17 protein-coding genes are annotated in these 22187 nt (G+C 61.7%); 14 read left to right on the forward strand and 3 right to left on the reverse strand.

The window, feature by feature from the left end; all coding sequences use genetic code 11:
• Positions 1 to 129: 129 nt before the first annotated feature.
• From GH769_RS14095 to GH769_RS14105, 3 genes are read left to right on the forward strand one after another with little or no spacing between them, the layout of a single operon-like run.
• Entirely contained in the window at positions 130 to 3351 is a 3222-nt protein-coding gene (locus GH769_RS14095; RefSeq protein ID WP_032903441.1) for an efflux RND transporter permease subunit, read from the forward strand.
• Entirely contained in the window at positions 3341 to 4510 is a 1170-nt protein-coding gene (locus tag GH769_RS14100; protein ID WP_020301673.1) for an efflux RND transporter periplasmic adaptor subunit, read from the forward strand. The genes GH769_RS14095 and GH769_RS14100 overlap by 11 nt, the downstream gene beginning before the upstream one ends.
• Complete coding sequence (locus GH769_RS14105; RefSeq protein ID WP_020301674.1) at positions 4494 to 5909, forward strand: efflux transporter outer membrane subunit; 1416 nt, start codon at positions 4494 to 4496, stop codon at positions 5907 to 5909. Before GH769_RS14100 ends, GH769_RS14105 begins: the two co-directional genes overlap by 17 nt.
• Positions 5910 to 6028: 119 nt before the next feature.
• Here GH769_RS14105 and GH769_RS14110 read toward each other — a convergent pair whose 3' ends face one another.
• The gene (locus tag GH769_RS14110; protein WP_020301675.1) at positions 6029 to 7312 is read right to left on the reverse strand and encodes a Zn-dependent hydrolase; all 1284 of its coding nucleotides are present in this window, start codon (positions 7310 to 7312) and stop codon (positions 6029 to 6031) included.
• A gap of 148 nt (positions 7313 to 7460) precedes the next feature.
• A complete protein-coding gene (locus GH769_RS14115; RefSeq protein ID WP_019818076.1) occupies positions 7461 to 8948 on the reverse strand; it encodes an NCS1 family nucleobase:cation symporter-1 in 1488 nt (495 codons plus the stop codon).
• Between the two features lie 593 nt (positions 8949 to 9541).
• Here GH769_RS14115 and hydA point away from each other — a divergent pair.
• The 3 genes from hydA to preA all read left to right on the forward strand — a co-directional run bounded on the left by hydA (position 9542) and on the right by preA (position 13728).
• Positions 9542 to 10981, forward strand: a complete 1440-nt coding sequence (gene hydA, locus GH769_RS14120; RefSeq protein ID WP_019818077.1) for a dihydropyrimidinase — start codon at positions 9542 to 9544, stop codon at positions 10979 to 10981.
• A 105-nt stretch (positions 10982 to 11086) separates the two neighbouring features.
• Positions 11087 to 12454 carry an NAD(P)-dependent oxidoreductase gene (locus GH769_RS14125; protein WP_014718998.1) on the forward strand — a complete coding sequence of 456 codons (1368 nt, stop codon included), beginning with the start codon at positions 11087 to 11089 and terminating at the stop codon, positions 12452 to 12454.
• The gene (preA, locus tag GH769_RS14130; protein WP_014718999.1) at positions 12454 to 13728 is read left to right on the forward strand and encodes an NAD-dependent dihydropyrimidine dehydrogenase subunit PreA; all 1275 of its coding nucleotides are present in this window, start codon (positions 12454 to 12456) and stop codon (positions 13726 to 13728) included. The genes GH769_RS14125 and preA overlap by 1 nt, the downstream gene beginning before the upstream one ends.
• Positions 13729 to 13841: 113 nt before the next feature.
• Here preA and GH769_RS14135 read toward each other — a convergent pair whose 3' ends face one another.
• The gene (locus GH769_RS14135; protein WP_014719000.1) at positions 13842 to 14462 is read right to left on the reverse strand and encodes a TetR/AcrR family transcriptional regulator; all 621 of its coding nucleotides are present in this window, start codon (positions 14460 to 14462) and stop codon (positions 13842 to 13844) included.
• A 116-nt stretch (positions 14463 to 14578) separates the two neighbouring features.
• Here GH769_RS14135 and copC point away from each other — a divergent pair, with 116 nt between their 5' ends.
• The 8 genes from copC to GH769_RS14175 all read left to right on the forward strand — a co-directional run bounded on the left by copC (position 14579) and on the right by GH769_RS14175 (position 22167).
• The gene (copC, locus tag GH769_RS14140) at positions 14579 to 14944 is read left to right on the forward strand and encodes a copper homeostasis periplasmic binding protein CopC (protein WP_014719001.1); all 366 of its coding nucleotides are present in this window, start codon (positions 14579 to 14581) and stop codon (positions 14942 to 14944) included.
• Positions 14945 to 14947: 3 nt separating this feature from the next.
• Positions 14948 to 15808, forward strand: a complete 861-nt coding sequence (copD, locus tag GH769_RS14145; RefSeq protein WP_032903440.1) for a copper homeostasis membrane protein CopD — start codon at positions 14948 to 14950, stop codon at positions 15806 to 15808.
• Between the two features lie 262 nt (positions 15809 to 16070).
• On the forward strand, positions 16071 to 17333 hold the full coding sequence (locus tag GH769_RS14150) for an OprD family porin (RefSeq protein WP_019818080.1): 1263 nt from the start codon (positions 16071 to 16073) through the stop codon (positions 17331 to 17333).
• Between the two features lie 230 nt (positions 17334 to 17563).
• Positions 17564 to 18382, forward strand: a complete 819-nt coding sequence (locus GH769_RS14155) for an NAD(P)-dependent oxidoreductase (protein WP_032903439.1) — start codon at positions 17564 to 17566, stop codon at positions 18380 to 18382.
• A 26-nt stretch (positions 18383 to 18408) separates the two neighbouring features.
• The gene (locus tag GH769_RS14160) at positions 18409 to 19284 is read left to right on the forward strand and encodes an SMP-30/gluconolactonase/LRE family protein (protein WP_032903438.1); all 876 of its coding nucleotides are present in this window, start codon (positions 18409 to 18411) and stop codon (positions 19282 to 19284) included.
• A gap of 45 nt (positions 19285 to 19329) precedes the next feature.
• A complete protein-coding gene (locus GH769_RS14165; protein ID WP_014719006.1) occupies positions 19330 to 20292 on the forward strand; it encodes a TRAP transporter substrate-binding protein in 963 nt (320 codons plus the stop codon).
• A gap of 65 nt (positions 20293 to 20357) precedes the next feature.
• Entirely contained in the window at positions 20358 to 20885 is a 528-nt protein-coding gene (locus GH769_RS14170) for a TRAP transporter small permease (protein WP_032903437.1), read from the forward strand.
• A 1-nt stretch (position 20886) separates the two neighbouring features.
• Positions 20887 to 22167, forward strand: coding sequence for a TRAP transporter large permease (locus GH769_RS14175; protein ID WP_153649786.1), 1281 nt, complete (start codon positions 20887 to 20889; stop codon positions 22165 to 22167).
• Positions 22168 to 22187: the final 20 nt, after the last annotated feature.

Here is a 22187-nt window from a genome sequence, read left to right on the forward strand (position 1 = left end):
AAATGAATCCCTATGAAAGTATCTTCAGCCCTTGACTAAAACTTCCTTCACCTGGCTGAAAGGTGCGTGTTAGGTGGGTCGGTCAAGACTGCCGGGGTTTGCAATCCTGCTCTTCTCGGAGACTCACGCATGCTCGGGCTGGTAAAGACCGCACTGCACAAGCCGTACACCTTCATCGTGCTGGCTATATTCATCTGCATCATCGGGCCGATGGCGGCCCTGCGCACGCCCACGGATGTTTTTCCCGATATCGGCATTCCCGTGGTCGCCGTGGTCTGGCAGTACAACGGCCTGTCCCCGGACGCCATGGCCGGCCGGGTGATCTACACCTACGAACGCTCCCTGAGCACCACCGTCAACGACATCGAACATATCGAGTCGCAATCGCTGCCCGGCATGGGCATCGTCAAGATCTTCTTCCAGCCTGGCGTCGATATCCGTACCGCCAACGCCCAGGTCACGGCGGTGTCACAGACTGTGCTCAAGCAAATGCCACCGGGCATCACCCCGCCGCTGATCCTCAACTACAGCGCCTCCACGGTGCCGATCCTGCAAATGGCGTTTTCCAGCCCCAGCCTGTCGGAAGCCAAAATTCGCGACCTGGTGCAGAACAATATCCGCCTGCCCTTGAGCGCCCTGCCTGGCCTGGCCATGCCTACACCGATGGGCGGCAAGCAACGGCAGATCACCCTCGACCTCGACCCTCAGGCGCTGGCCGCCAAAGGCTTGTCGGCCCAGGATGTGGGCAATGCCCTGGCGCTGCAGAACCAGATCATCCCGGTGGGCACCGCCAAGCTGGGCCTCAACGAATACACGATCCTGCTCAATAACAGCCCCAAGGCCATCGATGAACTCAACGACCTGCCGATCAAGACGGTTGACGGGGCGCTGATCACCATCGGCCAAGTGGCCCACGTGCGCGACGGTTCACCGCCGCAAACCAATATCGTGCGGGTCGACGGCCATCGCGCCGTGCTGATGCCGGCGCTGAAAAACGGCAGCATCTCCACCCTGTCGATCATCGACGGTATCCGGCAGATGCTGCCGCGCATCGACGAAACCCTGCCGCCGTCGCTGAAAACCTCGCTGCTGGGCGATGCCTCGGCGTTCGTCAAGCAGTCGGTGGGCAGCGTGGCCCAGGAAGGCATCATTGCTGCACTGCTCACCAGTGCGATGATCCTGCTGTTTCTCGGCAGTTGGCGCTCGACCTTGATCATCGCCGCGTCGATTCCCCTGGCAGTACTGTCGGCCATCGCGCTATTGGCTGTCAGTGGGCAAACCCTCAACGTCATGACGTTGGGCGGGCTGGCGTTGGCGGTGGGCATCCTGGTGGACGACGCCACGGTGACCATCGAAAACATCAACTGGCACCTGGAGCAAGGCAAGGCGGTGAAGGCCGCGATTCTCGACGGCGCCGCGCAAATCGTCGGCCCGGCGTTCGTCTCGCTGTTGTGCATCTGCATCGTGTTCGTGCCGATGTTTTTGCTGCAAGGCATCGCCGGTTACCTGTTCCGGCCAATGGCGCTGGCGGTGATCTTTGCCATGGCCAGTTCGTTCATTCTCTCGCGCACCCTGGTGCCGACACTGGCGATGTTTTTGCTCAAACCGCATAGGCCGGAGCCAGGCGCGGGGCATCATCCGGAAGATGCATTCATCAATCACCACGAGGGTGAACAACACCCGAAACCACGCAATGCGTTGCTGCAATCGGTGCTGAATTTTCAACAGGGATTCGAGCGGCACTTTTCCAATGTCCGCGACACCTACCATGGCCTGCTGACGCTGGCACTGGGCGCACGCAAGCGCTTCGTTGTCGGGTTCCTGGCCTGCGTACTCGCATCGTTCCTGTTGTTGCCGAGCCTGGGCCAGGACTTTTTCCCGGCCACCGATGCGGGTGCCTTGGCCCTGCATGTGCGCTTGCCACTGGGCACGCGCATCGAGGAAAGCGCCGCGGCGTTCGACCGCATCGAAGCGCGGATCCGCGAGGTCATCCCCGCCGAAGAGCTGGACACCATCGTCGATAATATTGGCATTCCGCTCAGCGGCATCGACATGGCCTACAGCAGCAGCGGCACCATCGGCCCGCAGGATGGCGATATTCAAGTCAGCTTGAAAACGCACCACGCGCCCACCGCCGACTATGTGAAAAAACTGCGCGAAGCCCTGCCGCAAAGTTTCCCCGGCAGCCACTTTGCGTTCCTGCCCGCCGACATCAGCAGCCAGATCCTCAACTTCGGCGCCCCCGCCCCGCTGGACGTCAAAATCTCCGGGCGCAATGACGCCGAAAACCGCGCTTATGCCGTCGAGCTTGAACGGCGCTTGCAACATGTACCGGGGATTGCCGACCTGCGGATCCAGCAGTCCACCGGCTACCCCTCGCTGCAAGTAAACGTGGACCGTATGCGCGCCAATGGCCTGGGCATCACCGAGCGTGACGTCACCAACAGCATGGTCGCCTCCCTCGCCGGCAGCTCGCAAACCGCGCCGACCTTCTGGCTCAACCCGGCCAATGGCGTGTCTTACTCCATCGTCGCCGCTACCCCGCAATACCGTCTCGACAGCCTGCCGTCCCTGGAAGCGCTGCCGGTGACCGGTGCCAATGGCCAGGCGCAAATCCTCGGCGGCGTGGCGACTATTTCCCGGGTACAAAGCCCGGCCGTGGTGACCCACTACAACATCGAACCGACCCTGGACCTGTACGCCAACGTGCAAGGTCGCGACCTCGGCGGTGTGGCCCGCGATGTGCAAAAGGTGCTGGATGACACGGCGTCCATGCGCCCCAAAGGCGCGACCATCAGCCTGCACGGGCAGATCGATGCGCTGCATGAGGCGTTCAGTGGTTTGAGCTTCGGACTGCTCGGCGCGGTGGTGCTGATCTACTTGCTGATCGTGGTCAACTTCCAATCATGGGCCGACCCTTTTGTGATCATCACGGCGTTGCCGGCAGCATTGGCGGGCATCGTGTGGATGCTGTTCCTCAGTGGCACCTCGTTGTCGGTACCAGCACTCACCGGTGCCATCTTGTGCATGGGTGTGGCGACCGCCAACTCGATCCTGGTGGTGAGCTTCTGCCGTGAGCGCCTGGCCGAACATGGCGATGCGTTGAACGCCGCGCTGGAAGCCGGCTACACACGCTTTCGCCCGGTGTGCATGACCGCCCTGGCAATGATCATTGGCATGTTGCCCCTGGCGATTTCCGAGGAGCAGAACGCCCCGCTCGGCCGAGCGGTCATCGGTGGCCTGGTCTTCGCCACCGTCGCCACTTTGTTGTTTGTTCCCGTGGTCTTCAGCCTGGTCCACGGTCGTCATCCTACTCGCGCAACTGCTGGAGAAACGCCCCATGTCGCCTGATCAAAAACCCTCGCGCAAGCGCCTGATGCTCCTGGGTGTCGGTGGCCTGACGTTGGCTGCCTTGCTGGTCGCCAGCGGCCTGCACGCGCGTACGCTGCACGAGCAATCGGTCACTGCCTGGACCGAAGCCGCCGCCGTCCCCCAGGTGATGGTGTTCCAACCCAAGCCAAACGCCGGCGGTGACACCCTGCGCCTGCCCGCCCACCTGGAGGCGTGGAGCAAGGCGGCTATCCATGCGCGGGTGAGCGGCTACTTGAAGGACTGGAAAGTCGACATCGGGACCCAGGTCAAGACCGGGCAAATCCTCGCCGAAATCGACAGCCCCGACCTTGACCAACAACTGGCCCAGGCCCATGCGCGCCTGATCCAGCAACAAGCCAATGCACGCCTGGCAGCCACCACGGCGACCCGCTGGCAAAACCTGCTGGCCAGCCATTCGGTATCGCGCCAGGACGCCGATGAGAAAACCTCCAACGCCGCAGCCGCCAAGGCCAACACCGAAGCCGCTGCAGCAGACTATGCGCGACTGTGCGCCCTGGAAAGCTACAAGACCCTGCGCGCGCCGTTCGCCGGCACCATCACCGCCCGCAACACGGACATCGGCCAGTTGATCAAAGCCGATAACGCCAGCGATCCAGAACTGTTCAACATTGCCGACACCCACCAATTGCGCTTGTACGTGCCGGTGCCGCAGAACTATGCAGCGGTCATTCATGCGGGCCTTGAGGTCGAACTGACCGTCCCCGAGCACCCCGGCGAGCATTTCAAGGCACGCCTGATCGGTGACTCCACCGCCATCGACCGCCGCTCCGGCACCCTGCTGGCCCAGTTCGTCGCCGACAACCCCAACGGCGAACTGCTGCCGGGCGACTACGCCGAAGTCACCCTACCGATTCCGGCTGACACCCATGGCGTAAGCATCCCGGCCAGCGCCTTGATCTTCCGCGCCCAGGGCACCCAGGTTGCGGTGCTGGACGGGCGCAATCATGTGCACCTGCAAGACATTCATATTGGCCTGGACCTCGGCGAGCGCCTGGTGATCGACCAAGGCCTGAAGCCTGCTGACCGCATCATCGACAACCCGCCCGACGCACTGCGCGAAGGCGACCCAGTGCAACTGGCCGCCGCCTCGGGAGGTGCGCATGCGCCCAAGGCTTAAGTCGCTGGCGGCACTGATGGTGCTGGCGTTACAGGGTTGCTCGATGGCGCCCACCTATACGGTGCCGTCGATTGACCTGCCCGCCCACTACCGCGAACAAACCAGCGATGGCCCCTGGCACAGCGCGCAACCGTCAGACCAACTGGCGCCCCAGTGGTGGCAGCTCTACAACGATTCGCGCCTGAACGCGCTGCAGCAGCAACTGCTCAAGGCCAACCCGGACCTGGCCGCGGCGCTGGCGCACTTCGATGCGTCCCAGGCCTATGCCAGTCAACTGCACGCGGGCCTTTTCCCGCAAATCACCGCCAGCGTGCAACCGCTGCGCCAGCGTCAATCGGATTCACGACCGTTACGCGGTACTACACAGCCGTCGGTGTACAACAGCAATACCGCTGGGTTCTCCCTGGGATACGACCTCGACCTGTGGGGCAGAATCCGCAACCAGGTCGCCGCGGGCGATGCCCAGGCACAAGCGTCCTTTGATGATTTGGCGGTGGTGCGCTTGAGCCTCCAACAGCAGTTGGCGAGCCTGTATGTGCAGCTCAATGGGCTGGATGCGCAGCGCCGAATCCTGAGCACTTCGTTGCAAGACTTCAGCCAGGCGCTGCAACTGACCCGCAGCCGTTATGAAGGCCAGATTGCCTCGGAATTGGACCTGACCCGCGCGCAGAACCAACTGGCCGAAGCCAAGGCGCAGCTGGACGAAGTGCGTGGCCAGCGCAACCTCGCCGAACATGCCATCGGCGAATTGGTGGGCGTGACGGCCAGTGAGTTTTCACTGCCGCCCAGCTCGCAGTTAATGGCGTTGCCAGGCATTCCGGCGCAGTTGCCCAGCCACCTGCTGCAGCGTCGTCCGGACATTGCCGCAGCTGAACGTCGCGTGTTTGCGGCCAACGCAACGATCGGCGTGGCCAAGGCAGCGTGGTTTCCGGATTTCAGTTTGACCGGTGTGCTGGGCGGGCAGACCCAAGGTGTTGGCAACCTGCTGTCCGCCGGCAACCGGTATTGGGCACTGGGGCCGCTGATGAACCTGCCGATCTTCGACGGCGGGCGCTTGAGCGCCAACGAGCGCCAGGCCAAGGCCGAGTTCGAGGAGGCCGCGGCACAGTACCGTAGCCACGTATTGAAAGCCGTGCGCGAGGTGGAAGATAACCTCGCGCAACTGCGGGATCTGCAGCAGCAAGCCGAGGACGAGCAAGCGGCGGCAGAGGCGGCGCAACATACCCAGGCCTTGGCGATGAACAGCTATCAGGCCGGGGCAGTGAGCTATCTGGATGTGGTCACCGCCCAAACCGCCGCGTTGCAGGCACAGAGAGCGTTGCAGGCGGTGCAGACCCGGCAGTTGCAGGCGAGCGTAGGGCTGTTGACCGCACTGGGCGGCGGCTGGCAGCCGGGTTAATACCCACTGATCGTTCCCACGCTCTGCGTGGGAACGCCGCTCAGGACGCTCTGCGTCTGCCTCTAAAATCGTGACGCGGAGCGACACAGGGTGCATTCCCACGCGGAGCGTGGGAACGATCAGGCCGCGAGCTGGCCGCTGGCGATGGCCGCTGAAGCGGCCACCATCGCCCGCAACAACACCGCACACCCCGCCGCCAGGTCATCCGGCGCGGCATTTTCGATTTCGTTATGGCTGATGCCGCCTTCACACGGCACAAAGATCATCCCCGCCGGGCCCAGCTCAGCGACGAAGATCGCGTCGTGCCCTGCCCCGCTGACGATGTCCAGGTTCGACAAGCCCAAGCCATTGGCGGCATTGCGCACCGCCTCCACGCAGCTTTTGTCGAAGTACAGCGGCGGGAAGTCCGCCGTAGGCTGCATGTCGAAACTCAAGCCATGTTTGGCGCAGGTGTCTTCGATCACCTGACGCACCTGGGCAATCATCGAATCCAGCCGCGCCGGTTCAAGATGACGAAAATCCAGAGTCATGCGCACTTCACCGGGAATCACGTTGCGCGATCCCGGATACGCTTGCAGGCACCCCACCGTGCCGCATGCATGGGGCTGGTGCGCCAACGCCGCCGCGTTCACGGCGGCCACCACCGCTGCCGCGCCGACCAGGGCGTCCTTGCGCAAGTGCATGGGTGTAGGGCCGGCATGGGCCTCAACACCGCGCAGCTTCAGGTCGAACCACTTTTGCCCGAGGGCGCCGAGCACCACGCCGATGGTTTTGTGTTCATCCTCCAGAATCGGCCCTTGTTCGATATGGGCCTCGAAATACGCGCCGACCTTATGCCCGCTGACCGGCCGCGTTCCCGCATAGCCAATCGCGTTCAACGCCTCCTCCACGCTGACGCCGTCCGCATCGACCTTGGCCAGGGTATCGGCCAGGGTGAACTTCTCGGCAAACACCCCTGAGCCCATCATGCACGGCGGGAAGCGCGAGCCTTCTTCGTTGGTCCACACCACCACTTCCAGCGGTGCCTCGGTTTCCACCTGGAGGTCGTTGAGGGTGCGCAGCACTTCCACACCGGCCAGCACGCCGAAGCAACCGTCGAACTTGCCGCCGGTGGGCTGGGTGTCGATATGGCTGCCGGTCATTACCGGTGGCAGGTCGGGATTGCGACCGGGGCGGCGCGCAAAGATATTGCCGATGCCGTCGATGGTCACGGTGCAACCCGCCGCTTCACACCACTGCACGAAGAGGTCGCGAGCCTTGCGGTCGAGGTCGGTGAGGGCCAGGCGACACACACCGCCCTTGGGCGTGGCGCCGAGTTCGGCCAGGTCCATCAGCGACTGCCACAGACGGTCGCGGTTGATGTGCTGATGGGGCGATTGCAGAACGTCGAGGGCAGCGTTCATGGGGAGGTCTCCTCAGGCTACAGGTTCTTATGAATTGACGCGGTCAACTGTGGGAGCTGGCTTGCCTGCGATGGCGGTGTGTCAGGCGACACGGCTTTAACTGATAGTCCGCTATCGCAGGCAAGCCAGCTCCCACCTCGACCGTGGTTTACAACGGCGCCTTGGCGGTGATCGGGCTCGCCCCGCGCTTGGCGTTCAAGCCGTAATACAACACCCCGCCCAACGCCGAGCCGGTGAACCAGCCGTAGCTGTAGAACCAGCTGAACGCATCGCTGCCCAGCGACAGCAGCGTCAGCACCACCGGTACGCCAAAGGCGATAAAGCCGCTCCAGTTCCAGGCCGGGTACACGTCGTCGCGGTACAGGCCGGCCAGGTCCAACTGCTGTCTGCGGGTGATGAAATAGTCCACCACCATGATCCCGGCAATCGGCCCCAGCAGGCTTGAATAGCCCAGCAGCCAATTGGAATACACGGTTTCAAGACTCACGTCCGAGACGATCAGCCCGAGTTTTTTCAGCAGTTCATGGGCCATCAGCGCCAGCCCTACCAAGCCGGTGAGGATCACCGCCGTGGTGCGGTTGATCAGCTTGGGCGCAATGTTCTGGAAGTCGTTGGTGGGCGAGACGATGTTCGCCGCGGTGTTGGTGGACAAGGTTGCGACGATGATCAGCGCCATGGCGATGGCCACCCACACCGGGCTCTGTATATGCCCGATCAGACTCACCGGGTCGGAGACGCTGACCCCCACCAGTTTCACCGAGGCGGCGGTCATGACCACGCCGAGGGCGGCGAACAGGAACATGGTCAGCGGCAAGCCGAAAATCTGCCCCAGAATCTGGTCTTTCTGGCTCTTGGCGTAGCGGCTGAAATCCGGAATGTTCAATGACAATGTGGCCCAGAAACCCACCATCGCCGTGAGCCCCGCCATGAAGTAACCGGTGAGGCTGGCGCCTTCGGGGCGCTTGGGTGGGATCGCCATCAACTCGCTGAGGGACACGTTGGGCATCGCCCATACCAGCAGCCCAACCCCCACCGCCACCAACAACGGCGCCGACAAGGTTTCCAGGCGCTTGATCGACTCGGCGCCACGCAGCACCACCCACAGGTTCAAGCACCAGAACAGCATGAAACCGATCACCTCTCCGGTACCGCCGAGGGCTTTCCAGCCGTCGAAAATCGAGCCCAGGAACAGGTGGATCGCCAGCCCGCCGAACATCGTCTGGATACCAAACCAGCCGCAGGCCACCAGCGCGCGGATCAGGCACGGTACGTTGGAGCCGAGGATGCCAAAGGACGAACGCAACAGCACCGGAAACGGAATGCCGTACTTGGTGCCGGGAAACGCGTTGAGGGTCAGCGGGATCAACACCACGATATTGGCCAGCAGGATCGCTACCAGCGCCTCCCCCACCGACAGCCCGAAATACGCCGTGAGCACCCCGCCCAGGGTGTAGGTGGGCACGCAGATCGACATGCCGACCCATAGCGCCGTGATGTGCCATTTGTTCCAGGTGCGCTCGTGCACTTTGGTGGGTGCCATGTCGTGGTTGTAGCGAGGGCTGTCGAGGACGTCGGGGCCGGCGTCGAGTTCGTACAGGCCGTTGCGCTCGATGACTTGCGATCTGTTCTGTTGCATGGCCGCTCCACGGTTTTTTTTAAATTATTGTTGCTCACCTGCACGCCAGGTTCAGGTGGCCGGAGTACCGCATCGACAACATGACATCCAGGGTTCCGGCCAACTGCCCGTGCACTCAATAACCGTGCCGACAACCGCCTCTGAACCCGCACCGCTTATATAACGTGCTGATGTTTATCAGCTTTCCAATTGAACCTGCGGTACTTGCCGCATGCGTCAGGCTAAACAATACGCAAGTTGCCAGAACCTTCAGGTCTCAATCTGGTGCATCACAATTATTTTTATTTCTCGACGGCGTCAAGCGGCATATCTCAAGCGCCTGATTTGCAATAAGAAATATTGATCAGATCAAGAACCTGTCAAGTGCGTCAAAACAGGGTGGGCATGCTTCATTTTGGTGAAAATAGGATTTTTCTTATAAATATCAACAAGATGAAACACACAAAAGTTTGCGAAAAATCTGCTTGCTCATTCGAAAAACTCGGGCTAGTTTCTATTCCTGTCACCGATGACAGGAATTAACCGACCCTCGGTGCGCAGTATTACAACACTTAGAACTGGCACAAGCCGGTCAAGCCTGTGAGGAACTCGACATGTCGCTGTTGATCCGTGGCGCCACCGTTATTACCCATGATGAAAGTTACCGCGCCGATGTGTTATGTGCAGAGGGTCTAATTCGCGCCATTGGCACGAATCTGGATATTCCCGCAGGCACTGAAATACTCGATGGCAGCGGCCAATACTTGATGCCGGGCGGCATCGACCCCCATACCCATATGCAACTGCCCTTCATGGGCACGGTGGCCAGTGAAGACTTTTTCAGTGGCACGGCGGCAGGCTTGGCCGGTGGTACCACGTCGATCATCGACTTCGTGATTCCCAACCCGCAGCAATCGCTGATGGAAGCTTTCCACCAGTGGCGCGGCTGGGCCGAAAAGTCCGCCGCCGACTACGGGTTTCACGTAGCGATCACTTGGTGGAGTGAGCAGGTACGTGAGGAAATGGCCGAGTTGGTCAGCCATCACGGCATCAACAGCTTCAAGCATTTCATGGCTTACAAGAACGCGATCATGGCGGCCGATGACACCTTGGTCGCCAGTTTCGAACGCTGCCTGGAACTCGGCGCCGTGCCCACCGTGCATGCCGAAAATGGCGAGCTGGTGTATCACCTGCAACGCAAACTGATGGCCCAGGGCATCACCGGGCCGGAAGCCCATCCGCTGTCGCGCCCGTCCCAGGTGGAAGGCGAAGCGGCCAGCCGTGCCATCCGGATTGCCGAGACCATCGGCACGCCGCTGTACCTGGTGCATGTGTCGACGAAAGAAGCCCTGGATGAAATCACCTATGCCCGAGGCAAAGGCCAGGCGGTGTACGGTGAAGTGCTCGCCGGCCACCTGTTGCTCGATGACAGTGTGTACCAGCACCCCGACTGGCAGACCGCCGCCGGCTATGTAATGAGCCCGCCATTCCGCCCACGCGGGCATCAAGAGGCGCTGTGGCACGGCCTGCAAGCGGGCAACCTGCACACCACCGCCACCGACCACTGCTGTTTCTGCGCCGAGCAAAAAGCCGCCGGGCGTGACGACTTCAGCAAGATCCCCAACGGCACCGCCGGCATTGAAGACCGCATGGCGCTGCTGTGGCACGAAGGGGTCAATACCGGGCGTCTATCGATGCAAGAATTTGTCGCGCTGACCTCCACCAACACCGCGAAGATTTTCAACCTCTACCCCCGTAAAGGCGCGATACGCGTGGGCGCCGATGCCGACCTGGTGCTATGGGACCCCGAGGGCACGCGGACCATTTCCGCCAAGACCCACCATCAGCAGGTGGACTTCAACATCTTCGAAGGCAAGACCGTGCGCGGCGTGCCCAGCCATACCATCAGCCAGGGCAAGCTGGTGTGGGCCGATGGTGACCTGCGCGCCGAGCGAGGGGCCGGACGGTATGTGGAGCGGCCGGCGTATCCGTCGGTGTTCGAGCAGTTGAGCAAGCGGGCAGCGCTTTGCAAGCCAGTGGCCGTGAACCGCTGAGTCCAAAAAAAGCGGACGCGGAGCGTCCAGTGAGGCATTCCCACGCAGAGCGTGGGAACGATCGCCCATCAGAGGCAGCACCTCAATAACCGTGAGGCCAACACCGTGATCCAGACCCTGACCCACCTCCCCCACCCCCGCGAAGACGGGGCCACCCTCGCCAGCCACTTCACCGACCTGGCACCGCCCCTCAACGCACGCCAGGCCCAACTGGAAGCCTCGCGCTGCCTGTACTGCTACGACGCGCCTTGTGTGAATGCGTGCCCCAGCGAGATCGATATCCCCTCGTTCATCCGCAATATCCACACCGAAAACGTGCAGGGGGCCGCGCAAAAAATCCTCTCGGCCAACATCCTCGGTGGTAGTTGCGCACGGGTGTGCCCGACGGAAATCCTTTGCCAGCAAGCCTGCGTACGCAATAACGCCGAAGAATGCGCCCCCGTGCTGATCGGCCTGCTGCAACGCTACGCCATCGACAACGCGCACTTCAGCGAACACCCGTTCCAACGCGCCGCGTCCACCGGCAAGCGTATCGCCGTGGTCGGCGCCGGGCCTGCCGGTTTGGCCTGCGCTCACCGCGCCGCCTTGCACGGTCATGACGTGGTGATATTCGAGGCGCGGGAAAAAGCCGGCGGCCTGAATGAATACGGAATCGCCAAATACAAACTGGTGGACGACTTCGCCCAGAAGGAACTGGATTTCCTCCTGCAGATTGGCGGCATCGAGGTTCGCCACGGCCAGCGCCTGGGTGACAACCTGACCTTGAGCGAACTGCACCAGCAGTTCGATTCGGTGTTCCTCGGCCTGGGGCTCGCTGCCAGCAAACAGCTGGGCCTGCCCTTTGAGGACGCCCCCGGCCTGCTCGCCGCCACCGACTATATCCGCGAACTGCGCCAGGCCGACGACCTCACCCAACTGCCCCTGGCCGACCGCTGCATCGTGCTCGGCGCCGGCAACACCGCCATCGACATGGCCGTGCAGATGGCCCGCCTCGGTGCCCGCGATGTCAACCTGGTGTACCGCCGTGGTCTGGCCGACATGGGCGCAACCCACCACGAACAGGACATCGCCAAGGCCAATCAAGTCCGGCTGTTGACCTGGGCCCAACCCGACGAGGTGTTACTCGACGACCAAGGCCGCGTACGCGGCATGCGCTTTGCCCGCACCCGCCTGGAGAACGGTCGCCTGCTGCCTACCGGGGAAACCTTCGAACTGGCCGCCGATGCGATCTTCAAGGCGATCGGGCAAGGCTTCGACAACGACGCCCTGCACGACCCGCTGGCCCAGCAGCTGCACCGCGTCGGCGAGCGCATCTTCGTCGATGAGCAACTGCGCACCAGCATCCCTGGGGTGTATGCCGGCGGCGACTGCGTCAGCCTCGGCCAGGACCTAACCGTTCAGGCAGTACAACATGGCAAGCGGGCCGCCGAAGCCATGCATGCCCAACTCATGCTGACTGTGGAGGCTGCGTAATGGCCGATCTCTCGATTGTATTCGCCGGAATCAAAGCGCCCAATCCGTTCTGGCTGGCTTCCGCGCCGCCCACCGACAAAGCCTACAACGTAGTGCGCGCCTTCGAGGCCGGCTGGGGTGGCGTCGTGTGGAAAACCCTGGGGGAAGATCCGGCGGCGGTGAACGTGTCGTCGCGTTACTCCGCGCACTATGGCGCCAACCGCGAAGTGCTGGGCATCAACAATATCGAACTGATCACCGACCGCTCCCTGGAGATCAACTTGCGGGAAATCACCCAGGTGAAAAAGGACTGGCCGGACCGCGCGCTGATCGTCTCGCTGATGGTGCCTTGTGTCGAAGCGTCCTGGAAAAACATCCTGCCCTTGGTGGAGGCGACCGGCTGCGACGGCATCGAGCTGAACTTCGGCTGCCCTCACGGCATGCCCGAACGGGGCATGGGCGCCGCCGTCGGCCAGGTGCCGGAGTACGTGGAGCAAGTGACGCGCTGGTGCAAGACCTATTGCTCGCTGCCGGTGATCGTCAAACTCACGCCGAACATCACCGACATCCGCGTGGCGGCGCGAGCGGCCTATCGCGGTGGCGCCGATGCGGTGTCGCTGATCAACACCATCAACTCCATCACCAGCGTGGACCTGGAACGCATGGTCGCGCTGCCGGTGGTCGGCACCCAGAGTACCCATGGCGGTTACTGCGGCTCGGCGGTCAAGCCGATTGCGTTGAACATGGTCGCCGAAATCGCCCGTGACCCACAGACCAACGGCCTGCCGATCTGCGGCATCGGCGGCATCGGTACCTGGCGCGACGCCGCGGAATTCGTCGCCCTGGGCTGCGGCGCGGTGCAGGTGTGCACGGCGGCGATGCTGCATGGGTTTCGCATCGTTGAAGAGATGAAGGACGGCTTGTCGCGCTGGATGGACAGCCAGGGCCATGCCAACCTGCAGGCGTTTTCCGGGCGGGCGGTGGGCAATACCACAGACTGGAAGTACCTGGACATCAACTACCAGGTCATCGCCAAGATTGATCAAGCGGCGTGCATTGGCTGTGGGCGTTGCCATATTGCCTGCGAGGACACCTCGCACCAGGCCATTGCCAGCTTGAAGCAGGCTGATGGCACGCATCTGTATGAGGTGATCGACGATGAGTGCGTCGGCTGCAACCTGTGCCAGATCACCTGCCCGGTGGCCGGCTGCATCGAGATGGTGCCGATCGATAACGGCAAGCCGTTTTTGAACTGGACGCAGGACCCGCGCAATCCTTACCGCGAAGCGGTGTAACCCTTGCCCCTCGTTCCCACGCTCCACGTGGGAACGCATCCTGTGACACTCCGCGTCACCCTGGCAAGAGCGTCCAGGGCTGCATTCCCACGCGGAGCGTGGGAACGATCAGCTCAGGGTTCCAAGCCAATCCCGCGCAAAATCACACCGGTCACTGTCTGAATGGCCTTCTCGAACTGCCTGTCCGACAACGGCTGGTGATCATTCAAAATCTTCACTTGGTGGTCAAAGTCGGCATAGTGCTGGGTCGAGGCCCAGATCATGTACAGCAGGCTCGAGGGCTCCACCGGCAGGATGCGTTTGTCTTGCACCCATTGGCGAATCTTCGCTTCCTTCATCTTGGCCCAGTCGTACAGGCTTTCATCCAAGGCCTCGCCGAGTGTGGGCGCGCCGTGGATGATTTCATTGGCCCAGACCTTGGAGCCATACGGACGCGTGCGCGAGCGCTGCATCTTGGCGCGGATGTAGCTGCTGAGCACCACACGGGGGTCATCAAAGGTTTCAAAGCTCAGGGCGTCCTGCTTCCACAATTCCAGCAGGTCGAACAGCACCGCGCTGTACAGCTCGCTCTTGGTGGTGAAGTAGTAATGCAGGTTGGAGCGCGGCAGTTGCGCTTCTTCGGCGATGTCGGCCATGGCGGTGCTGCCATAGCCTTTGTTGGCGAAGACCTTCTCCGCCGCCAGCAGGATTTTCTCGACGTTGACCCGACGAATTCCGATCTTGTGATTGCCCATAAGGGCTCCCTGACAACAACACGGCCTAAAGACTACCACCGGCTCTAGATCGGGGCGACAGGCCAAGCCGAAACTTCGTACACTGCCGGCTCCTATCCTCTGATCGGTGTTGAACAATGTTGCTCAAGAAGTCCCTGACCGCTGCTGTCCTGTTCACTGCCCTGCTGGGCGCTTCTGCCGCGTTTGCCCACGCCCACCTCAAGAGCGCGCAACCTGCGGCTGACAGCCGCGTCGCCGCCCCCACAGACCTGCGCCTGACCTTCAGCGAAGGCGTCGAAGCCACCTTTACCAAGGTCTCCCTGAGCAAGGACGGCACCGAAATTGCCATCAAGGGCCTGGAAACCCCGGACGCCGACAAGAAAACCCTGGTGGTCACGCCTGCCGCTCCGCTGGCAAGCGGCACGTATAAGGTCGAATGGCATGCGGTGTCCGTCGACACTCACAAAAGCGAAGGCACTTACAGCTTCAAGGTCGGCCAATAACCCATGGCGACCCTGCTGGTGCTGTGCCGCTTCCTGCACTTTTGCGTCGTGTTGCTGATGTTCGGGGCCTGGGTGTTCAGGCCCTGGCTGCTCGGCGCTCACGTCGTGCAGCCGACACTGGACCGGCAATTGCTGCGCATCACCCGTGGCCTGGCCAGCCTGGGGCTGCTCACCGGGGTTGCGTGGCTGCTGTTGATCACCGCCAGCATGGCTGGCAGTTGGGACTCGGCGCTGCAACCGGCCACGGTGCAGTTGGTGCTGGGCAAGACCTTTTTTGGCCAGGTATGGACCTGGCATCTGCTGCTTAACCTGCTGCTGGTGATCGTGCTGATCAAGCCCTGGCCGGCCTTGCGCTTGCCGCTGCTCGCCCTGCTGCTGGCGACCCTGGCCCCCGTAGGCCACGGCGCCATGCTCGACGGGCTGAGTGGGCGGTTGCTGATCCTTAACCAGGTGGTGCACCTGCTGTGCGTGGGGGCCTGGCTCGGGGGGTTGCTGGTGTTAGTGCTGATCCTCAGGCATGCGCAAGACCATCGCCTAAAGCCGATTTTGCGCCGCTTCAGTGGTGTGGGATATGGCCTGGTCGCCGGCCTGTTGGTGACTGGCTTGATCAATGTGCGGGTGCTCACTGGGCAACTGTGGCCCACGCCGCTGTTCCAAGGGTTTGCCTTGATTTTGCTGATCAAGGTGGGGCTGGTGCTGGGCATGCTCGGGTTGGCGCTGTTGAATCGGTTGCGTATCAAACGCTGCGAGCAACGCCTGGGCAGTTTGAAAGCCAGCGTGATGATGGAGTGGCTGTTGGGCATTGCAGCGGTGGCTGCGGTTTCCCTGCTTGGCACCCTGCCGCCGATGGTCATGGCTGGCTGAAAAGTCTTGTGCAATGCAATCAACGTGGGAGCTGGCTTGCCTGCGATGGCGGTGGATCAGTGACTGCATACTGTCTGATTCGCCGCCATCGCAGGCAAGCCAGCTCCCACACTGACCGTGCCCCCATCAGTTGAATCGTTTCACCCAGGTCATCGTATAACTTCTGCTTGACACGCCCTCAAAACCTCGCAAATATCGCGCTCAATGTTGTACGACAACGTATAACAAATAATAAAAACAACAAAACAAAGGGAGCCTCACTGTGAGTCAATCCGCCCGTCATTCTTGCACGCGCCTGGGCCTTCTCGGTCTCGGCAGCCTGGCCGTCACCCTGCCGCTGGGCGTCAACGCCGAAGGTTTTATCGACGACGCCAAGGCCACGCTCAACCTGCGTAATGCCTACTTCAATCGCAACTTCACCAACCCGACCAACCCCCAGGGCAAGGCCGAAGAGTGGACGCAGAATTTTATCCTTGATGCCAAGTCCGGCTTTACCCAGGGCACGGTCGGTTTCGGGATTGACGTGCTGGGCCTGTATTCGCAAAAGCTTGATGGCGGCAAAGGCACCGCCGGCACCCAACTGTTGCCGGTGCATGACGATGGCCGCCCCGCCGACAATTTCGGGCGTCTGGGTGTCGCGCTGAAAACCAGGCTGTCGAAGACCGAGTTGAAGGTTGGCGAATGGATGCCGGTGCTGCCGATCCTGCGTTCCGATGATGGCCGCTCCCTGCCCCAGACCTTTCGTGGCGGCCAAATCACCTCCAATGAAATCGCCGGCCTGACGCTCTACGGTGGCCAGTTTCGCGGCAACAGCCCGCGCAACGACGCGAGCATGGAAGACATGTTCATGAACGGCAAAGCCGCGTTCACTTCGGACCGTTTCAACTTCGGCGGCGGCGAATACACCTTCAACGACAAACGTACCCAGGTCGGCCTGTGGTACGCCGAACTGACTGATATCTACCAACAGCAGTACCTCAACCTCACCCACAGCCAGCCGCTGGGCGACTGGACTCTGGGCGCCAACCTCGGGTTCTTCAACGGCAAGGAAGACGGCAGCGCCCTGGCCGGCGACCTCGATAACAAGACCCTGTTCGCTCTGCTCTCGGCCAAATACAACGGCCACACCTTCTACGTTGGCCTGCAAAAACTCAGCGGCGACAGCGCCTGGATGCGCATCAACGGCACCAGTGGCGGCACTCTGGCCAACGACAGCTACAACGCCAGCTACGACAACGCCAAGGAAAAGTCCTGGCAGGTGCGCCACGACTTCAACTTTGTGGTGCTCGGCGTTCCAGGGCTCACCCTGATGAACCGCTATATCAGCGGCAGCAATGTACACACCGGAGCGATCACCGACGGCAAGGAGTGGGGACGTGAGTCGGAGTTGGCCTACACGGTGCAGAGCGGTGCGCTGAAGAACCTCAATGTGAAGTGGCGCAACTCGACCATGCGTCGGGATTTCAGCAATAACGAGTTCGATGAGAACCGGATTTTTATCAGCTATCCGATTTCGTTGTTGTAGCTCCAAAGGCAAATCCGATCTCTAAGGTGCCACCTATCCATGTGGGAGCTGGCTTGCCTGCGATAGCGGTGGGTCAGTTACCACATCCTTTTCAGACTCACCGCTATCGCAGGCAAGCCAGCTCCCACCTTTGATCTCATGTGCCTGGAAGGACGTTGACAACACCAGGAATCCCTAACACTATTTCCCCATAGTCATACGACAACCTACAACAAAAATCTGGAAGGCCCATGACCACCACCACCCCCGCTCCCTTCAATCGTCTGTTGCTCACTGGTGCCGCCGGCGGCCTGGGCAAAGTCCTGCGTGAACGCATGCGTCCTTATGCCCAGGTGCTGCGCCTTTCGGATATCGCTGAAATGGCCCCCGCCACCGATGCTCGCGAAGAGGTACACACCTGCGACCTGGCCGACAAACACGCCGTGCATCAGTTGGTAGAGGGCGTCGACGCCATCCTGCACTTTGGCGGCGTTTCGGTGGAGCGCTCGTTCGAAGAAGTACTGGGCGCGAATATCAGTGGCGTGTTCCATATCTACGAAGCCGCCCGCCGCCACGGGGTCAAGCGGGTGATCTTCGCCAGTTCCAATCACGTGATCGGTTTCTACAAACAGGGCGAGCAACTTGACGCCCATTCCCCGCGCCGCCCGGACAGTTACTACGGCCTGTCCAAGTCCTACGGCGAAGACATGGCCAGTTTCTACTTCGACCGTTATGGCATCGAGACCGTGAGCATCCGTATCGGCTCCTCGTTCCCGCAACCGCAGAACCGAAGGATGATGCACACCTGGCTCAGCTTCGACGACCTGACCCAACTGCTCGAACGGGCGCTGTACACGCCCAACGTCGGCCATACCGTGGTGTACGGCATGTCGGCCAACCTCGACACCTGGTGGGACAACCGCTACGCCGCGCACCTGGGCTTTGCCCCCAAGGACAGCTCCGAAGTGTTCCGCGCCCAGGTCGAAGCCCAACCGCCCGTGGCCGCCGATGACCCGGCCAAGGTCTACCAGGGCGGTGCGTTCTGCGCGGCGGGGCCGTTCGGTGACTGAGTGCCCAGCAACCCAAGGGAATGACCATGACTGCTGAATTGATTGTCGATGCCCGCAATGCCGTGGGCGAATGCCCGGTGTGGGTGCCTGAAGAAAACGCGCTGTATTGGGTGGATATCCCCAACGGTGGCTTGCAACGCTGGAACGCCGCCACCGGCCATCTGGCAGCGTGGAAAGCCCCAGAGATGCTCGCCTGTATTGCGCGCACTCAAGCAGGCAATTGGGTCGCCGGCATGCAAACCGGCTTCTTCCAACTCACGCCCCACAACGACGGCAGCCTCGACACCGTGCCGCTGGCCAGCCTCGAGCATTCGCGCAAGGACATGCGTTTGAACGATGGCCGCTGCGATCGCCAGGGCCGTTTCTGGGCCGGCAGCATGGTGCTGGACATGGGCTTGAACGCCGCCGATGGTGTCCTTTATCGCTATGGGTCCGGGGCTACGCCCCACGCGCAACTGGACGGGTTCATCACCCTCAACGGCCTGGCCTTCAGCCCCGATGGCCGCACGATGTACGCTTCCGATTCGCACCCGAAGGTGCAAAAGGTCTGGGCGTTCGACTACGACATCGAGACCGGCACACCGTCCAATCGCCGCCTGTTCGTTGATATGAACGACTTCCCCGGGCGGCCCGACGGTGCAGCCGTGGACGCCGAGGGCGGCTACTGGATCTGCGCCAACGACGCCGGGTTGGTTCACCGTTTCACCCCGGACGGCCGCCTGGACCGCTCCCTGAGCGTGCCCGTGAAAAAACCCACCATGTGCGCCTTCGGTGGCAGCCGCCTGGACACCTTGTACGTCACTTCCATCCGTGACGACCCGAGTGAGCAGTCGCTGTCTGGTGGCGTGTTCGCCCTCAACCCCGGCGTCCAAGGGCTGCCCGAACCCCGCTTCATCGTTTAATCGCTGTGCCTTGAATACAACAATAACAAGACAGGAGTGACTTCCATGGACTTCAAACGCACCTTGCTCGCCGCTGCAATCTTCACCCTCAGCAGCGCCGCCCACGCGCTGGAAATCAAGTTCGCCGACATCCACCCCGCTGGCTACCCCACCGTGGTCGCCGAAGAGAACATGGGCAAGGCCCTGACCAAGGCGAGTAACGGCGAGCTGACCTTCAAGTACTTCCCCGGCGGTGTGCTGGGCTCCGAGAAGGAAGTGGTCGAACAGGCCCAGGTCGGCGCCGTGCAAATGACCCGCGTCAGCCTCGGCATCGTCGGCCCGGTGGTGCCGGACGTGAACGTGTTCAACCTGCCGTTCGTATTCCGCGACCAGGCGCATATGCGCAAGGTCATCGATGGCGAGATTGGCGACGAGATCCTCGCCAAGATCACCAACTCCGAGTTCGGCCTGGTGGCCCTGGCCTGGATGGATGGCGGCACGCGCAATCTCTATACCAAGAAACCGGTGCGCAAGATCGAAGACCTCAAGGGCATGAAGATCCGCGTGCAAGGCAACCCGATTTTCATCGAAGCCTTCAACGCCATGGGCGCCAACGGCATTGCCATGGACACCGGCGAGATCTTCAGCGCCCTGCAGACCGGGGTCATCGACGGCGCGGAAAACAACCCGCCGACCTTGCTGGAACACAACCACTTTCAGAACGCCAAGTACTACACCCTCACCGAACACCTGATCCTGCCTGAACCCATCGTGATGTCGAAAATCACCTGGAACAAGCTCGACCCCGCCCAGCAGGACATGGTCAAGGCCGCTGCCAAGGCCGCCCAGGCCGACGAGCGCGTGCTCTGGGACGCCAAGTCCGCCAGCAGTGAAGAGAAACTCAAGAAGGCCGGCGTGGAGTTCATCACCGTCGATAAAAAGCCCTTCTATGAGGCCACCGCCCAGGTGCGTGCCAAGTACGGTGCGCCGTATGCGGACATGATCAAGCGCATCGACGCGGTTCAATAACCTCCCCTGCCCCTGCATAAGGCCCGGCGCGGTCGGCATCGACGCGCCCGGTCACGGTGAACGCCATGAAGACTTTACTGCTGCGCTTCAATGACTGCCTTTACATGACCTGTATCTGGGTCGCCGGCCTTTCGGTCCTGGGGGTGGCCTTGATCATTCCCTGGGGTATCTTCACCCGCTACGCCCTCGGTACCGGTTCCAGCTGGCCGGAGCCCACCGCCATCCTCCTGATGCTGGTGTTCACCTTTATCGGCGCCGCTGCCAGTTACCGTGCCGGCGCGCACATGTCGGTGGCGATGATCACTGACCGCTTGCCGCCCGTCCAACGCCGCCTCGTCGGCATCCTCTCGCAACTGCTGATGGGCACCATCTGCGTGTTCATGACGATTTGGGGCACCAAGCTGTGCCTGTCCACCTGGAACCAATTCATGAGCGCCATCCCTACCCTGCGCGTAGGCATCACCTATATGCCGATCCCGATTGGCGGCGTGCTGACCCTGGTGTTCGTGGTCGAAAAGCTGCTGCTCGGTGATCAGAGCAACCGCAAGGTGGTGCGTTTCGACCTGGTTGAAGAAAACGAAGGGGCCGCCTGATATGGACGCATTGATTCTGTTGGGCAGCTTTGTTGTATTGATTCTGATCGGCATGCCGGTGGCCTACGCGTTGGGGCTGTCGGCGCTGATTGGCGCGTGGTGGATCGACATCCCGTTCCAGGCCCTGATGATTCAGATTGCCGGTGGGGTGAACAAGTTTTCGCTGATGGCGATTCCGTTCTTCGTGCTGGCCGGGGCGATCATGGCCGAGGGCGGTATGTCGCGGCGCCTGGTGGCCTTTGCCGGGGTGCTGGTGGGCTTTGTGCGTGGCGGGTTGTCCCTGGTCAACATCATGGCTTCGACGTTTTTTGGCGCGATTTCCGGCTCATCCGTGGCCGATACCGCCTCGGTCGGCTCGGTGCTGATCCCGGAAATGGAACGGCGGGGTTATCCGCGCGAATTCGCCACCGCCGTGACCGTCAGCGGTTCGGTGCAGGCGCTGCTGACGCCGCCCAGCCATAACTCGGTGCTGTACTCCCTGGCGGCAGGCGGCACCGTCTCCATCGCCTCGCTGTTCATGGCCGGTGTGGTGCCGGGCTTGTTGATGAGCGCGTGCCTGATGGTGCTCTGCCTGATCTTCGCGAAAAAGCGCGACTACCCCAAAGACGAAGTCATCCCCTTGAAGCAGGCGCTGAAGATCGCCGCCGATGCGCTCTGGGGCCTGATGGCCATGGTGATCATCCTCGGCGGCATCCTCTCGGGCATCTTCACCGCCACCGAGTCGGCTGCGATTGCGGTGTTGTGGGCATTCTTCGTGACCATGTTCATCTACCGCGACTACAAATGGCGCGAGCTGCCCAAGCTGATGCACCGCACGGTGCGCACCATTTCCATCGTGATGATCCTGATCGCCTTCGCCGCCAGCTTCGGCTACATCATGACCCTGATGCAGATCCCGGCGAAGATCACCACGCTGTTCCTGACCCTGTCGGACAACCGCTACGTGATCCTGATGTGCATCAACGTCATGCTGTTGTTGCTGGGCACGGTGATGGACATGGCGCCGCTGATTCTGATCCTCACGCCGATCCTGATGCCGGTGATCCTGGGCATCGGCGTCGACCCGGTACACTTCGGCATGATCATGCTGGTGAACCTGGGTATCGGCCTGATTACCCCGCCGGTGGGCGCGGTGCTGTTCGTTGGTGCGGCGGTGGGCAAGACCAGCATCGAGAAAACCGTGAAGGCACTGCTGCCGTTTTATGCGGTGTTGTTCTTGGTGCTGATTGCGGTGACCTACGTTCCGGCGTTGTCGCTGTGGTTACCCCATTTGGTGCTGTAAACCTTCTTTCAGAAACAAAA

This window comes from Pseudomonas sp. CFSAN084952, assembly GCF_009648855.1.
In the GTDB taxonomy this organism is placed as follows: domain Bacteria; phylum Pseudomonadota; class Gammaproteobacteria; order Pseudomonadales; family Pseudomonadaceae; genus Aquipseudomonas; species Aquipseudomonas paracarnis.